Consider the following 14,290-nt stretch of genomic DNA (forward strand, 5'->3'; position numbering starts at 1 on the left):
TGATTTTTCTTTTCTTACAATTCAGCAAGAATGGCTTTAAGCAAGCCCTTGAAGTCGCCCTTGATGCGTTCAGTCACTTCTACTACTTCTTCGTGGTTCAACTCTTCTTGCAAACCAGCGGCGAAGTTACTGATACATGAAATACCAAGGACTTTCAGGCCAGAGTGAGCTGCTACGATCACTTCTGGAACAGTAGACATACCAACAGCATCTGCACCCATCGTCTTGTAAGCACGGATTTCAGCAGGTGTTTCATAAGTCGGACCAGTCGCACCGAGGTAAACACCGTCTTCCAACTTGATGCCCAGCTTATCAGCGACTTTATGCGCGATTTCACGGTATTCTGGAGTATAAGATTTAGACATATCAGGGAAACGTGGACCAAATTCATCCAAGTTTTCACCAATCAATGGGTTTTGACCAGTCATATTGATGTGGTCAGTGATGGCCATAAGCGTACCAGGACCATAGCCGATACCTCCGGCAGCATTGGTAACAAGAACACCTTCACAACCCAAGACTTTCATGACACGCACTGGGAAAGTAACAACTTCTAATGGATTTCCTTCATAGAAGTGGAAGCGTCCTTGGAGCGCCAATACTTTACGTCCTGCCAAATCTCCATAGACTAATTTACCAGCATGGCCAACGACAGTTGAACGACCCCAGTTTGGAATTTCACCGTAGTCTACCACTACTGCATTTTCAATTTCTTCAGCCAATTCTCCTAGGCCAGAACCTAAGATCAGACCAAATTCTGGTGCTACGATTCCTTTTTCTTTTAAAAAGGCTGCTGTTGCTTTGATTTTTTCAGATAATGTTGTCATAAACTAATTTCCTCACTCTCTTATAGTGCTTATACCAATTTGTCCAAGAAGCTTTCACCAATCATAGCCTTGTCGACACCGAAGTTGTCAGCAACAGTTGCTGAAATGTCCGCAAAATGTCCGACAGGCAAGTGACCGTTCCCCTTGAGGGATTTACCAAAGACCAAGAGCGGAATGTACTCACGAGTGTGGTCAGTTCCGGCATAGGTCGGATCATTACCGTGGTCAGCGGTAATCATGAGCAAGTCATCCTCACGCATATTTTCAATGATTTCTGGCAAGCGAGCGTCAAACTCCTGCAGACAATCACGATAGCCATGCGGATCACGACGGTGGCCATAAAGAGCATCAAAGTCCACTAAGTTGGTAAATGAGAAGCCATACTTAAAGTCTTCAGACTGGATAGCCTTGACCAGATTGTCTACACCATGATTATTGGACTGGTTGTGGCCCATGTCATGGTTGATACCTGCACCGTTGAAGATGTCGTTAATCTTACCAACTGAATAAGTATCAATGCCGGCTTCATTGAGCTTGTCCAAAACAGTTGGCTCAAATGGAGAAACTGCATAGTCATGGCGATTGGCTGTACGAGTGAAGTTGCCTGGCTCACCTACATAAGGGCGAGCGATGATACGGCCCAAAAGTGCTGGCCGATCCAAAGTGATAGAGCGAGCGTATTCGCAGATACGATAGAGCTCGTCCAAAGGAATAATCTCCTCATGAGCCGCGATTTGAAGCACTGGATCTGCAGAAGTATAGATAATCAATTCGCCAGTTTCCATCTGACGAGGTCCGAAGTCGTCAATAACTGCCGTGCCAGAATAAGGTTTGTTAGCCTCACGAATAACTTTGCGACCAGAAAATTCTTCAATTTTAGTCAAGATTTCCTCTGGGAAGCCATTCCAGAAAGTATCAAAAGGCTCAGTAATGTTCAGACCCATGATTTCCCAGTGGCCTGTCATCGTGTCTTTACCTAAAGAAACTTCTTCTAATTTAGTATAGTAACCACTTGGATTTTCCTCAGCTGGTACAGTTTTCAAGGCTTGCTCACGCTCGATATTGCCCAAGCCTAGCTTAGCCATGTTTGGCACATCTAGGCCGACTGCTTTGGAAATGTGTCCCAGAGTATCGGAAGCTCCATCTGGCACCCCTGCATTGACAAAGTTATTGGCATCTGGCGCAGCACCAATACCAACTGAGTCCATGACTACCAAGTGAATACGATTAAATTTTGACATGAAAACCTCTTTTCTAGTTGTCTGTTTCTAAAACCTTTACGCCACCTTGTCCTGCGACGATAACCTTGTTGACCATCTGGGTGAAAAGCCCATGCTCAACAACGCCCACAATATGATCTAATTCTCGGCCAAATTCGACTGGATTTTCGATCACCCCCAGATCCAAATCGATAATGAAATTCTGCATATCCGTAACAAAACGTTGGCCATTTTTTTCACGGAAACTTGGCTTGTAGCCTGCTTGAGCAAAGCGACGGAAAACTTGCTCCGCACCATACTGCACTACTTCGACTGGCAACTTGAAAGCACCTAGTTTTTGAACCAATTTGCTCTCATCGACCACCCAAATGTAGTCCTTGGTAGGTGTCGCAACAACTTTCTCCATCAGCAGGGCTCCGCCTCCGCCTTTGATCCCGTTGAACTGAGGATCCACTTCATCAGCTCCATCAACAGTCACATCAACCTGATCCACTTCATCAATGGATTTCAGTGGAATACCCAAGCCTTCTGCTTGCTTAGTGGTCACGCTAGAAGTCGTGACTGCAGTAATCCGCAGCCCCTCTTCTTTGATGCGACGACCAATTTCCTCGACAAAATAGTAAGCAGTCGAACCTGTTCCCAGACCGACCACCATCCCATCTTCGACAAATTCAGCAGCCTTGATGCCTGCTAGTTTCTTTAGAGTTTCCATAGCACCTCCTCAAATCAACTATTTTAATTATATCATGATTCTTCGGAATATGAAAATGTTTTCAGTTTTTAAAGGGGGTTACTCTTTGGGATTCATTCTTTGCATTAAAACGACCTAAAATCTTGCTCCCACTCCTTTTTTGCGTTACAATTAGAATAATTGATTCACTATTTATAGAAAATGCAGGAAATAAAAGATGATAACCAGAGAATTTGATACCATTGCTGCGATTTCGACACCTCTTGGAGAAGGAGCCATCGGCATCGTCAGACTAAGCGGAACAGATAGCTTTGCTATTGCCCAAAAAATCTTTAAAGGCAAGGACCTAAGCAAAGTTGCCAGCCACACACTCAACTATGGCCATATTGTCGACCCAGAAAGACAGGAAATTCTGGATGAGGTTATGGTCGGTGCTATGCGCTCGCCCAAGACCTTCACCCGTGAAGATATCATCGAAATCAATACCCACGGCGGAATTGCGGTCACCAATGAAATCCTGCAACTCGCCATCCGAGAAGGAGCTAGAATGGCAGAGCCAGGGGAATTCACCAAGCGGGCCTTTCTTAATGGGCGCATGGATCTGACTCAGGCTGAGGCAGTCATGGACATCATCCGAGCCAAAACTGATAAAGCCATGAATAACGCTGTCAAGCAACTGGACGGCTCTCTCTCTGATCTGATCAACAGCACCCGTCAGGAAATCCTCAACACATTGGCACAGGTCGAGGTCAATATTGACTATCCTGAGTACGACGACGTGGAAGAGATGACGACCCAACTCATGAGAGAAAAAACAGCTGAGTTCGAAGCATTGCTGAGCAGCCTTCTCAAAACTGCCCGCCGAGGAAAAATTCTCCGCGAAGGCATTTCTACAGCTATCATCGGTCGGCCAAATGTGGGTAAATCCAGCCTGCTCAATAATCTGCTTCAAGAGGACAAAGCTATTGTAACCGACATCGAGGGAACAACTCGTGATGTGATTGAGGAGTATGTCAATATCAACGGCGTACCGCTCAAGCTTATTGATACGGCAGGTATTCGCGAGACAGATGATCTAGTAGAGCAGATTGGTGTTGAACGCTCTAGAAAAGCACTGCAAGAAGCTGATCTAGTCCTCCTAGTTCTCAATGCTAGTGAGCCCCTGACCGAGCAAGACCGCCAGTTGCTTGAAATCAGTCAAGACAGCAACCGCATTGTCCTGCTTAACAAAACTGACCTCGAAGAAAAGATTGAGCTGAACCAACTGCCTGCTGATGCTATCAAGATTTCCGTCCTCCACAATCAAAATATTGATAAAATAGAGGACCGTATTAATCAACTCTTCTTTGAGAATGCTGGTATTGTCGAGCAAGATGCCACCTACCTGTCCAATGCTCGGCACATTTCCCTCATCGAAAAAGCCGTCGAAAGCCTGCATGCTGTCAACGAGGGGTTGGAGTTGGGCATGCCAGTGGATCTTCTCCAAGTCGATTTGACTCGCACCTGGGAAATCCTAGGCGAAATCACAGGTGATGCCGCACCAGACGAACTCATCACCCAGCTCTTCAGCCAGTTTTGTTTAGGAAAATGATATGGGCATCACAGAATTTATCAAAGCAAAAAATCTAGGCGAATATCTAGAAAGTCGAAAGAATGAGCAAGTCAGAGATACCATCCAAAAACGCAGCTGGATGGAGGCCTTCCTAAACAAAGCCCGCACCACAAAAATAAATCCTGAAAATTACGAAAAAGCGAAGAAAAAGAAGCACGGTTCTTGATAGATAGAACCGTGTTTGTTTGTCTATTCAATCTAGCTGAGAATTCGCCTGATCATGAATCGTGGTACTCTCCTTGTCCCAAACTATTTTTCTGTTTGGGCACATCTTCATCGGACTTGAGTCAGCACTCCGTCTTGCATTTCATAGACCTTGTCAAACTCGTCCAGTAGGCGGGTATCATGGGTAATCATGACCACGCTCTTATTGAATTTCTGTGTTACTTCTTTGAGCAGATGAACCACGCGCTTAGCCCGCTCCGTATCCAGACTAGCTGTCGGCTCATCAGCCAAGATAATATCTGGGCTATTGTAAAGCGCTCTGGCGATAGCAGCTCTCTGCCGTTCTCCGCCGGACAATTCTTTGGGATACTGCTTAAGCGTGTCTTTTAGATCTAGTAGCTCAATCAGACTGTCCAGATTTGTTCTTTCCTTTTTAGATAAGCGGTCAATCAGCTGAAACTGGTCTTCGATTTTCAGAAAAGGTATGAGATTGGAGGCCTGCAAAATAAAGCCGAAATCATTGAAACGCAGGGCTGCCCGTTCCTTTTCCTTGAGCTGGGAGGTATCTTTCCCATGCAGGAGAATCTGTCCTTTTGAAGGCGTTTGTAAATGGCCCAGCAAGGTCAGAAAGGTTGTTTTCCCCGATCCTGACGGCCCAATAATAGCTACAAACTGCCCTGCTTCCAGTTGGAAATCAGTTGGCTTCAGGGCTTGAACCAGCGTATGCCCCTGACCATATTCTTTCGTAACCCCTTTTAGTTCTATGATTGACATTTACTCACCTCCGATCGCTGTGATAGGGTCAATTTTCAGAACCCGATGAATAGACAAGAGCCCACCAGCTAGCGACATGAAAACAATCAGAACAATCAATCCAGCATAAGCTCGCCAGTCACTGTAAAAAGGAATAGAAGCCGGCAAGACTAGCTGGGTTCCCAAAAGAGCCAAGACAGCTAAGCTGATTCCCAGAGTGGACAGGATGAAAATCTGCCAAAAAATAGAAGCAATAATCTTCCCACTTGCAATTCCTTGGGCGCGCATAATACCGTAAAGGTGCGTCTTCTGGATGGTAATGATGTACATAAAAATCCCCAATACCAAAAATGTAATCAGAACCATCGCCCCAATCATAAAGGAAAAAGTCAGTACCTGAGGCTGATAACCAGGGATATTTTCTATAAAATCACTCATAGAGAGCTGACTAAGTCCAGCTTCTTCAATCTTCTGACCATCCTTGACCACAAGTGCGCTGATATTCTTAACCTGACTAGAGCCGTACTTTAATTCCCTGAAATCTTCCAACGTCATGAAGAGAACTGGCTGAGTTAAGAAGCTGTTATTCTCTGTGAAACCAACAACCTGATAAAGACGCTCACTGCCATTGAGCTGAAGCTGGTCGCCTAGTTTTACACCCTTTTGCTGTAGGCGCTTATCCGCAATAACTTCATAAGCAGTCTCAGCAGGACGTCCCACAATAATGTCAGGCGCTAGAAAACTATCCCAAGAGAGACCAAAAATTTGAGCGTTGAGTTTATCCGTCCCATCTTCATAATTGGCCACTGCCGCCGTCTGTCCCAAAGCAGCGATTGAGTCCCTTTGAAGCAGGTTACTATACTCCTCTTCCTTGAGAATCGAAGCTACCAGATTCTTATTGGCGTACTCCGACAAGACGATCGACTCAGCCTGCCATTGGTCCAAAGCCAAGCGATTGAGTCTAGCCAAGCCGACAGAAAGACTGGATAAAAAGAAAACCATATAGGTAATGAGAAAGACCACAGCAACCACTAAACGATAGCGTCCGCGGCTGTAGACAATCTCTTTAAAAGCTAAAAACAAAGCTGTCCTCCTTTGAGATATTTAAGACCATTATATCATAAAGAAGCAAGCTAGAAAAACATATGAGACTAATAGTGACTAGATTCAGGCGAAAATCACTCATTCACTAAGTCAGAAACATTCCGTGAAAGAAAATCGTAAAATAAAAAGAAACAAGCACGGACTTCAGTTCATCTACCGAAGCTTGCCTTGTTTCTTTTCTCTAGGTTTCGACCGCTATCTGACCCGCTCCTTCTCTTATCCAGAGCAGATTGAAAATCGGCTTATTGCTTGCTAAAGGTCAGAGTATCTGGATCATCATCCAGTTCATCCACAATCAGCTGATTGCCATTTTGACGATAGCTTTTGACATCGTCACCGACAATCAATCTTTGACTAGCCGTATCTACCTGTACCTGCTTGATTTCCTTACTGCCTTCGACCTCGGTCTCAGTCCAAGCGCCAGTCCTACCATTGATTTCCAGGACATGTTGGTCACCATCATGGTCGGTTGCTTGGTAGCGCCCGTCTATATTGCTGGTCTGACCTGCATTGGATGAAGCCTGCGATGTTTGGCTTTGGGTATTTTGTGATGAGTTGGTATTTCCTCCCTGATTAGTATTGCCTGAACAAGCAGTCAATAGAACTGCGACTGTTAATGATAAGATTCCAGTAAAGGCTTTTTTTGAAATAGTCATATCGCTTTCTCCATTTTCTACATTTGTCTGTTTCGTTTGTCAATCATATAGCATTTTTTATTTAGAAATCAAAAATTCCCCAGCCCTATTGGACTGGAGATGTAGAATCTATTGCTTCTTCTAGAGAATTAACGCTAGTCATCTTCGATATCCGAGCCTCACGCCTAATCACCAAATATCAACGTCGACTGCTGCAGGTAAGAATTGGGGTACTTTCGAAGCAAACCTTTTACAGCTTCTACCAAAGCCTCCTGCTCCACCTGACCTGCTTGGTATCGCTCTAAAAGTAGCATAAATTCTTCTTTTTCAGCTGGGCTAGCTTTTCTCTTAAAATAGCCCCAAACATGCTGAAAGGCGTTGCAGACCTGACCGCGGTTTTCAGGCAGGGCTACCGCCTGAACAATCAAGTCTTGTACATGTGTTGCTTCCACCAAGTCTCTTTTCAGATATTGGCGGATTTCAAGATAGATCTTGCTGGAATGACTGAGCACTAGATACTTATTTCTAGCCCAAAGAGTCTGACATTGGGAGATTTGGTTTACATTTTCCATGATTACTTTTCCTTCTAATCTTCACTTTCGAATTCTTCCAGAACCATCTACAACATTGCTTGTTCCCAGTCATAAAGTTAGCAAGACAAAAAGCCATTTTATGAGACCAGTACCAAGCCCGTTTAGCTTTCTTCTGTTGTACAGTTACTTAAATCTTGAGAGTACAAAAACTTCACTATGATGTCTTCTCAAATCCGACAGGTTGTACAGTTACTTAAATCTTGAGAGTACAAAAACAGTTGTTCAATTTTCATTTTATACTCCTCTGTTGTACAGTTACTTAAATCTTGAGAGTACAAAAACCTCAAATTAAAAAATTTTGCTTTTTGTACTCACATACTGATTATAGATTCTCCCAAAAAGCTTGTCAAGTCTAACTTTTTAAAAAGCTCATTAACAATGGATTGGCCATCTGCACTTTAAAATCAATAATTTTATCATATTGGTATAAGTTATTCATAATTTTTAAAGTAACCATATCATAAATCGAAAGGCTCATATGTTCCACATCAGAGCTAAACAAATAAGGAGAAATTTTTTGCAAGGAAATTAAAAATTCTTCTTCATTGGGAATCTCGTTGGATGGATAACGCTGTACAAAACTTTCATACATAAACCGAAATTCATAGTAATGCTCTATAAAACCAGAAATAATATTGACAAATTCCATATTTTCTCTGTTGATATAAAGGTAGCCTTCATTTGAAGGAAAAGAGATTACATAAATATTAGGAAATTTTTCTGTCATCATTTGGAGATGTTCACAACACTTTACAAAAGATTGATAAGTCAGATAATCATCCATACTTCTCAAAAGCAGAATTATTTTCTGATTAGTTTTTAAAAGTGTCTCTTGCAACATTGCCAAGAATATTAAAAACTTGGTTTCATTTTCGACAAATTCAAAGGAAATATTTTTATCTCCCATTCCAAAATATGGAAGAAAATATTTTAAAATCAGTTGTTCTACATTCAGATAGACACTTTCAGTATGATAATCAATATCGCCAATTTGAAAATTGAGTTGCTTATTTACTATAGTCGATATTTGATCTAGTTTATCATTGATAAAATCAATTTGTTCTATCACTTCTAGGTTATCCAGTTTGGACTTTAAAAAATCAAATGCAACTGTTCCCTTTTTGTAATCCATCTGCTCAATCAAATCCTGAATATTTGAAATCGAAACAATCTTATACTCACTTCTTTTTATGATCATCTCTTCTGTACAAATTTCTGGCTCGCTCTGTTCAAAGAGTGTTAAGTCCTCTATGTTGTATTTTTTACCACCAAAATACCAGACTAATAATTGCCAAATATAATACTTCAACTGTTGGTCTTCACCAACAACCTGCGTAAATTTTCCAAAATTAATGGATAGGTTTTCCTTATAAGGGTGCTTAAAATATAGTTTCATATGACTACCAACTTATTATCACTGACTACTTCTTCTTGCTTGGTCTTACCACCAATAATCAGAACCATTTCAGAAAACTGTTTTTCCGTCACAGCCAGCAATCGAACATTTCCACTAGGTAAATTACTTTGTTTTAATTTCTTGTAGAATTTGCTAGCAAAACTACGATTAGGGCAAGTTCGATAATATACAGAAAACTGGAGCATTTCAAAACCATTTGCAATCAATTCTTTACGAAAATTACGGTAGGTTCGCTTTTCCTGATTAGTTTCCATAGGAAGATCAAAAAAACAAATCAATCTCATTGCTTCATACCTCATCTTATTTACTCCATTTCAAACTTGAGACGATTGGACAGTAAAATTTTGTTGTATCTTTGTCCGCAATACATTTGATAAATCCCTTCACATATTTATCCATCGCTCCAGTTACAGAACAATTTTCCTTGCCATAACGAATCTTTGCATTTAATAAATCTGTTAAAGCTAATCGAAATTCATATTTCAAATAGTCTTCCTCTCTCAAATGATGATAAACCCATACATCAATAATCTGTCTGAAAGGTTCCATCAGATCATCTACTAGATTAAATTGATTGTATTCATTTTTGTGAAAAATTCCAATCAAGGGATTTAATCCATAACCAGCCACAATCCTTACCATTTGAGCTCTCATAATCGCATAACCATAATTTAAACCTGCATTGATAACATCTGCTTCCTGTTGGGTTACGCGCACAAATTTTTTACCAAATAATTCATTGAAATAAACTTTAGCCGCATGACCTTCTCGATTTGTTTTATCGCCTAACTCAATATGGTCTTTATAGTCGGCCAATAATTGAATACAATCTAAATCCTTCTCAAACATAGCTAGTACATCCTGCTGGTTGTTAATCTTGAAATATGTAACAATTTGCCACAGCTTATCCTTTTGCTCCTGCGTCCAAAGCAATTGTTCTTGTAGCCTCTTATAAGCTCTGAAATGCCCATTTTGAGAATGATAGATACCGGTTGGCAGATGCTCATTGTCACAAACGACTAAAGCTATATTGTACTTACTTAGAGCACTTAGTAAACGAAGCGTAACAACTGTATCTCCTCCCTCCGCCACTATGATAGAAATATCACTCAAAGGAATGGTATATTCTTCTCCCATTTTCTTGATTAAGAGATTATCTAGTTTCAACCTCATTTTTTCACTTTGACATACATGTACAATTCTCCAAGTCATAAATTTCCCCTTTACAACACGAAAACACCCCGCCAAGAGACAGGGTGTTGATTTCGGCATGAAGCCTTATCTTTGTAGCTTCTGCAAGATTTAAGTAACTGTGTAAGGCGTCCCTTACAATTGCTATTATAATATATTGCAGAGCTATTTGCAACTCTTTTTAAAGATTATTTTAAAATTCGAGTTTTGGAGCATCACCCTCTTTTTTGATAAAACGTTTATTCCCTAAAACATCTGTTTGAACTTTGTAGATGGAGAGGTCCGCTTTTCCCAATCCTTTTAAACAGCGACCATTAGATGTTGTAACAAATACTTTAATTTTCTCCTTACCTTCAAAGTTTCCTTTATCATAGGGTTTCAATTCAACATAGTGTTTTTGGTTTGGCATAGTTCTAGATAAAAACCTAAACATTTGTTGTTCCTTAGTCTTTGTATCCTTAATTAAAAGTAAATCATTTTTATGTAAGGTAAATTTGAATTCTGATTGTTTGCTTACTCCTTCTTTTTCTTTGATTTCGTAATATTTATCTAGAGTTATAGAATAGTTTCCAGTTCCCTTTTCAAACTGTAAATCAGCATATTTCAATCCTAATAATTCATATTTTTCAGTCTCTGGATTAAAATAGACATCTGTACGCCATGGAGATAAAGATTGTAATATAACCTGATTTTCACTATTAGCTGGGGTAATATCTATATGATTCCCTAATTTGTTATCATAGTATTTCAGACTCTTAATTTCTGGACCTTTTCCTTTTTTACTATATTTTTGAATAGGACCATTTTCCTGTCTATATTTCTCAAAGGGATTACAAGCAACTTCTTTTCCATTTTCATTTTGTTCCCTATCAGGATACGTTTTTAAAATCTCCTCAATGACCTTTTCAAAAGTTAGTGGATCCTTCTGGTACATCAGGAATTTACTTTTATCCTTTTTATAGAGCTTTATGAAAGCATCATAACCCGTTTGAGTATATATATCCTTAATCTTACCCAATACATAAGTTTCTTCCGACTTATCTTTACCTAACTTTGCTTTTCTCGTTGCATAAATTGTTGCATCAGAAATCTTACGATTATATTTTGAATCCACTTGATAGGAAAATAAAATACTATCTTCGAATTTTTTACTGCCTAGTATATCAACAAAATGATCATAAGGGGCTCTATATACTAATTCTTTGTACTCATCGTCAGTCAATGTAATAATCTCTCCTGTTTCAGAATCCACAAATTGGGTATCCTTGTAAGAAATCAGAGGGTTATTCCGCTTTTTCCAAAGTCTTAATTGACTGGAGGCCGCGATAATTAATGCATCGATTGCATGATGGTGATAAGTTTCACGCGATTTGTCAATCCGCCACTTTCTTCTCAGTTGAGAAGTAAATTGTCCGCGCACCACTGAAATCTTGGTATCAAAATTATTTAATTTATAAAAATCCTGAAGAGCATTTAGAACTACTCGAGAAGAATACCGAGTATCAACTAGATTGCGCTCAATAAATTTTTGTTTAACTTCAATTTTGTTAATTTCTTCCTCATTGAGCAAATAATCTTTCTTTTTATTACTGAGTGCCTTAGAGGCTTTGACATAAGATTTAAATTCTCTATATGACCAAGAAGCATCCATACCATCAAGTGCTTGAAATGGTGTACGCTGTCCTTTCTCTTGATTGGCTGTTGCTAAAACTAGTACCTTATTTGCTAAACTATCATCAAATGAAAGAGAAAGAGGCAAAATATGATCAATCTCATATTTATACTGATTTTCAATCAAATCTGCTATCGGTATATTCTTCCCAGTATAAAGACATTTTTCTCCCTGCTGATGCCAAAGACGAATTTTCGTAGCCAATTCTTTATGTCCGTGAAAAATACTATCTGGTAATTCCTTTTTTCCATTATATTGATGAGCAGCTTTTTCCATTGCAGCGTTTTTTTTCATCTTCATTAGCTTTTTGGCGCTTCACGTAATCTTTCTTAGCTTCTTCTTCGTTATTTTCACGTGCCATTTCAATAACGATATTATCAAAGATACCATATTTCTTTGTAGCAAGATTTATGATTTTAATTGCTTGTCTGACTGACTTAGCGACTACTGGATTGTAAATTTCTTCGGTCAATTCCTTCTCATCAATATACTTGGTTCGTTTAGATTTTGCCTTTGTTTTTTGTTTGCCCAATCGTGTAAGGATTGTCATCTGCTCTTCAGATGTTTCATAAAGCTCTGGAATCAACTCTATCATCAATTTGATTGAAAAATTATGCCAACCTTTTCCAAACAAGGAGCTATTAGACTTTCTAAATAAGACTAATTCAGCAATCTGATCTTGCTCAAATTCTCTTTTGATAAATGATACTTTAATCGCTTCTTCGATTCCTTCACGTTCCGTATTGAGTGTGAGGATATGAGCCAACTCATCTAAAACTTCTCTAGATAGTTTCTCAACATCGACCGTTTCCAATGTTTGCATTTTTCGATAAATATCAAAAGTATGCATTTCTGGTTTTTCACTTTTATCAATCCGATATCCCTTTATGTCCTCTACAGATCCGTCGACCAATTTTGCTATATACTTCAACAAAGTAGCAGCACCTAAAGTTTTAGCTCCTTTTGCATACTCAATAATTTGTCTCTTCTGCTCCTCACTAAGCTTCTTAGTTTCTGTTGGAACAGTCAGATTGTTCAAATCATTGAGTAAATTAAATTCCTGTGCCGTGTAAGAAGCTTTAGCAGCTCTGTATTCCTCTGGATAAAAGGTACATTTCCCAATCAAAATACCAAAAATATTATCCAAAGTTGTTCCATCTGTTCTGAAGCGTCCATAATCCGTACAAGACTTTTCATTCCCTGGTCCATGGTAATACTTACGTTTTCCAGTTAAAATCGTTAAATATGCCTGAATAAATTCATCAGTGATATCTTTATTATAGTCTTGCTGCTTTGTCAAGATTCGCTCTGCTTCTTTTTTATAAGCTGAGGTCGAGAACACATTTAGCAGACGGTGTTTTTCCCCATTTTCTTCAATAGTAAAATCACCTCGAACCTGTCCGTATTTCTCAAAACGTTCCAGCTGAATCTGTCCCGGTGTTTTATCTGCTAGAAGCTTTCTATTTTCTTCAACAGCCTTTCCATACTCTGAGGAAGAAGACTCACCATCTTCGTTAGCATCATCAAGATAACTAATCCCTCTCCTTTTGACAATATTTTTCAAAGCAATGAATAATTCTTCATTAGTTAATTTCTCATTTAATCCCTTAACGCGCAGTTCGTATGGATTTAAATTGATAGATACTTGTAAAAAATCTGTTATAAGCCCCGCATCACTAAATAAATCGGCTAGGCGCAGTTTTCGATGTTTCTTTCTGCGTCCTAGTCTCCGCCCTTGGCGAAATCCTCGTCTCTATACATTGCTGTCAGCAGTAGCCGCTGGGAAAATCCGTGAACTAGCATGAATAATTTCACCAGTTTCTTTGTCTAAGATTCCAACACCGACAGAAGCCACACCGATGTCTAGCCCTAAAATCTTTCCGTTCATAAATCCACCTCATTAAACACTATATTAATATCATTGTAAACTTAAAAACTCAAAAATTCAATAGATAATGAGGATTTTTGTTACTTTCTATTAAAAAACGCTACAACATTTGCTATAGCGCTCATTTTCCATTCTTCTACATCTCCATATCTGCCGCTAGGAAGAGTGATACTAGGCTCATGACTCAGTAATGGCGGCAAGCCATCTGACTTCTTTCGACTGAAGACTTGCACTAACACCAGAAGAAAATGAGCTTGTTGTAGCTGTTCTAGACTGATTTGATGAACACCCACTTGTCCACGCTCCTCTTCAATTTTTTCGCAAAAAGTGAGGCATTAAGGGTTCCACGACCAACTGTATACAGCTCGGTTTCATCATCTATCTAGTTTTCGATATGTCAGTCTGTTTTGAGCTTTTAGAAGTCTACATCCATCAGTTAGAACAACAAAAAGAAAAAATCATAATCGAGTGAGACAAATTTTTGAAACTTTTGGGGCAGATTTTGGGCGTAGACACTAAAAG

General features: G+C 39.6%; 13 protein-coding genes and 1 pseudogene. 2 read left to right on the forward strand and 12 right to left on the reverse strand.

Annotation, left to right across the window (positions count from 1 at the left end):
• Nucleotides 1-14 precede the first annotated feature (14 nt).
• From STRDD04_RS00755 to rpiA, 3 genes are read right to left on the reverse strand one after another with little or no spacing between them, the layout of a single operon-like run.
• Entirely contained in the window at nucleotides 15-827 is an 813-nt protein-coding gene (locus STRDD04_RS00755; protein WP_062198496.1) for a purine-nucleoside phosphorylase, read from the reverse strand.
• Nucleotides 828-856: 29 nt separating this feature from the next.
• The gene (locus STRDD04_RS00760) at nucleotides 857-2,068 is read right to left on the reverse strand and encodes a phosphopentomutase (protein ID WP_015604591.1); all 1,212 of its coding nucleotides are present in this window, start codon (nucleotides 2,066-2,068) and stop codon (nucleotides 857-859) included.
• Between the two features lie 13 nt (nucleotides 2,069-2,081).
• Entirely contained in the window at nucleotides 2,082-2,759 is a 678-nt protein-coding gene (gene rpiA / locus STRDD04_RS00765) for a ribose-5-phosphate isomerase RpiA (RefSeq protein ID WP_062198498.1), read from the reverse strand.
• A gap of 196 nt (nucleotides 2,760-2,955) precedes the next feature.
• Here rpiA and mnmE point away from each other — a divergent pair, with 196 nt between their 5' ends.
• On the forward strand, nucleotides 2,956-4,329 hold the full coding sequence (gene mnmE, locus STRDD04_RS00770) for a tRNA uridine-5-carboxymethylaminomethyl(34) synthesis GTPase MnmE (protein WP_062198500.1): 1,374 nt from the start codon (nucleotides 2,956-2,958) through the stop codon (nucleotides 4,327-4,329).
• 1 nt (nucleotide 4,330) lies between these two features.
• A complete protein-coding gene (locus tag STRDD04_RS00775; RefSeq protein WP_062198502.1) occupies nucleotides 4,331-4,516 on the forward strand; it encodes a hypothetical protein in 186 nt (61 codons plus the stop codon).
• A 107-nt stretch (nucleotides 4,517-4,623) separates the two neighbouring features.
• Here STRDD04_RS00775 and STRDD04_RS00780 read toward each other — a convergent pair whose 3' ends face one another.
• The 9 genes and pseudogenes from STRDD04_RS00780 to STRDD04_RS11265 all read right to left on the reverse strand — a co-directional run bounded on the left by STRDD04_RS00780 (nucleotide 4,624) and on the right by STRDD04_RS11265 (nucleotide 14,061).
• Nucleotides 4,624-5,289, reverse strand: coding sequence for an ABC transporter ATP-binding protein (locus STRDD04_RS00780; RefSeq protein WP_062198504.1), 666 nt, complete (start codon nucleotides 5,287-5,289; stop codon nucleotides 4,624-4,626).
• The gene (locus tag STRDD04_RS00785) at nucleotides 5,290-6,351 is read right to left on the reverse strand and encodes an ABC transporter permease (protein ID WP_062198506.1); all 1,062 of its coding nucleotides are present in this window, start codon (nucleotides 6,349-6,351) and stop codon (nucleotides 5,290-5,292) included.
• Nucleotides 6,352-6,614: 263 nt separating this feature from the next.
• Complete coding sequence (locus STRDD04_RS00790; RefSeq protein WP_062198508.1) at nucleotides 6,615-7,028, reverse strand: SP_0198 family lipoprotein; 414 nt, start codon at nucleotides 7,026-7,028, stop codon at nucleotides 6,615-6,617.
• A gap of 164 nt (nucleotides 7,029-7,192) precedes the next feature.
• Nucleotides 7,193-7,579 carry a YbgA family protein gene (locus STRDD04_RS00795; RefSeq protein WP_062198510.1) on the reverse strand — a complete coding sequence of 129 codons (387 nt, stop codon included), beginning with the start codon at nucleotides 7,577-7,579 and terminating at the stop codon, nucleotides 7,193-7,195.
• Nucleotides 7,580-7,952: 373 nt separating this feature from the next.
• Entirely contained in the window at nucleotides 7,953-8,996 is a 1,044-nt protein-coding gene (gene csn2-St, locus STRDD04_RS00800; protein ID WP_037618043.1) for a CRISPR-associated protein Csn2-St, read from the reverse strand.
• Complete coding sequence (gene cas2 / locus STRDD04_RS00805; protein ID WP_037618041.1) at nucleotides 8,993-9,316, reverse strand: CRISPR-associated endonuclease Cas2; 324 nt, start codon at nucleotides 9,314-9,316, stop codon at nucleotides 8,993-8,995. The genes csn2-St and cas2 overlap by 4 nt, the downstream gene beginning before the upstream one ends.
• Before the next feature lies 1 nt (nucleotide 9,317).
• The gene (gene cas1, locus STRDD04_RS00810; RefSeq protein WP_062198513.1) at nucleotides 9,318-10,229 is read right to left on the reverse strand and encodes a type II CRISPR-associated endonuclease Cas1; all 912 of its coding nucleotides are present in this window, start codon (nucleotides 10,227-10,229) and stop codon (nucleotides 9,318-9,320) included.
• Between the two features lie 172 nt (nucleotides 10,230-10,401).
• Nucleotides 10,402-13,768: pseudogene (cas9, locus tag STRDD04_RS00815) on the reverse strand (type II CRISPR RNA-guided endonuclease Cas9).
• Nucleotides 13,769-13,848: 80 nt separating this feature from the next.
• Nucleotides 13,849-14,061, reverse strand: coding sequence for a hypothetical protein (locus STRDD04_RS11265; protein WP_062198515.1), 213 nt, complete (start codon nucleotides 14,059-14,061; stop codon nucleotides 13,849-13,851).
• Between the last annotated feature and the right edge of the window lie 229 nt (nucleotides 14,062-14,290).

Source organism: Streptococcus sp. DD04, from assembly GCF_001578725.1.
Lineage (GTDB): Bacteria > Bacillota > Bacilli > Lactobacillales > Streptococcaceae > Streptococcus > Streptococcus sinensis.

Excerpts from the sequence above, each read along its gene's own strand:
- STRDD04_RS00755 (WP_062198496.1), bottom strand. The coding sequence starts at position 827 with ATGACAACATTATCTGAAAAAATCAAAGCAACAGCAGCCTTTTTAAAA.
- STRDD04_RS00760 (WP_015604591.1), bottom strand. The coding sequence starts at position 2,068 with ATGTCAAAATTTAATCGTATTCACTTGGTAGTCATGGACTCAGTTGGT.
- rpiA (WP_062198498.1), bottom strand. The coding sequence starts at position 2,759 with ATGGAAACTCTAAAGAAACTAGCAGGCATCAAGGCTGCTGAATTTGTC.
- mnmE (WP_062198500.1), top strand. The coding sequence starts at position 2,956 with ATGATAACCAGAGAATTTGATACCATTGCTGCGATTTCGACACCTCTT.
- STRDD04_RS00775 (WP_062198502.1), top strand. The coding sequence starts at position 4,331 with ATGGGCATCACAGAATTTATCAAAGCAAAAAATCTAGGCGAATATCTA.
- STRDD04_RS00780 (WP_062198504.1), bottom strand. The coding sequence starts at position 5,289 with ATGTCAATCATAGAACTAAAAGGGGTTACGAAAGAATATGGTCAGGGG.
- STRDD04_RS00790 (WP_062198508.1), bottom strand. The coding sequence starts at position 7,028 with ATGACTATTTCAAAAAAAGCCTTTACTGGAATCTTATCATTAACAGTC.
- STRDD04_RS00795 (WP_062198510.1), bottom strand. The coding sequence starts at position 7,579 with ATGGAAAATGTAAACCAAATCTCCCAATGTCAGACTCTTTGGGCTAGA.
- csn2-St (WP_037618043.1), bottom strand. The coding sequence starts at position 8,996 with ATGAAACTATATTTTAAGCACCCTTATAAGGAAAACCTATCCATTAAT.
- cas2 (WP_037618041.1), bottom strand. The coding sequence starts at position 9,316 with ATGAGGTATGAAGCAATGAGATTGATTTGTTTTTTTGATCTTCCTATG.
- cas1 (WP_062198513.1), bottom strand. The coding sequence starts at position 10,229 with ATGACTTGGAGAATTGTACATGTATGTCAAAGTGAAAAAATGAGGTTG.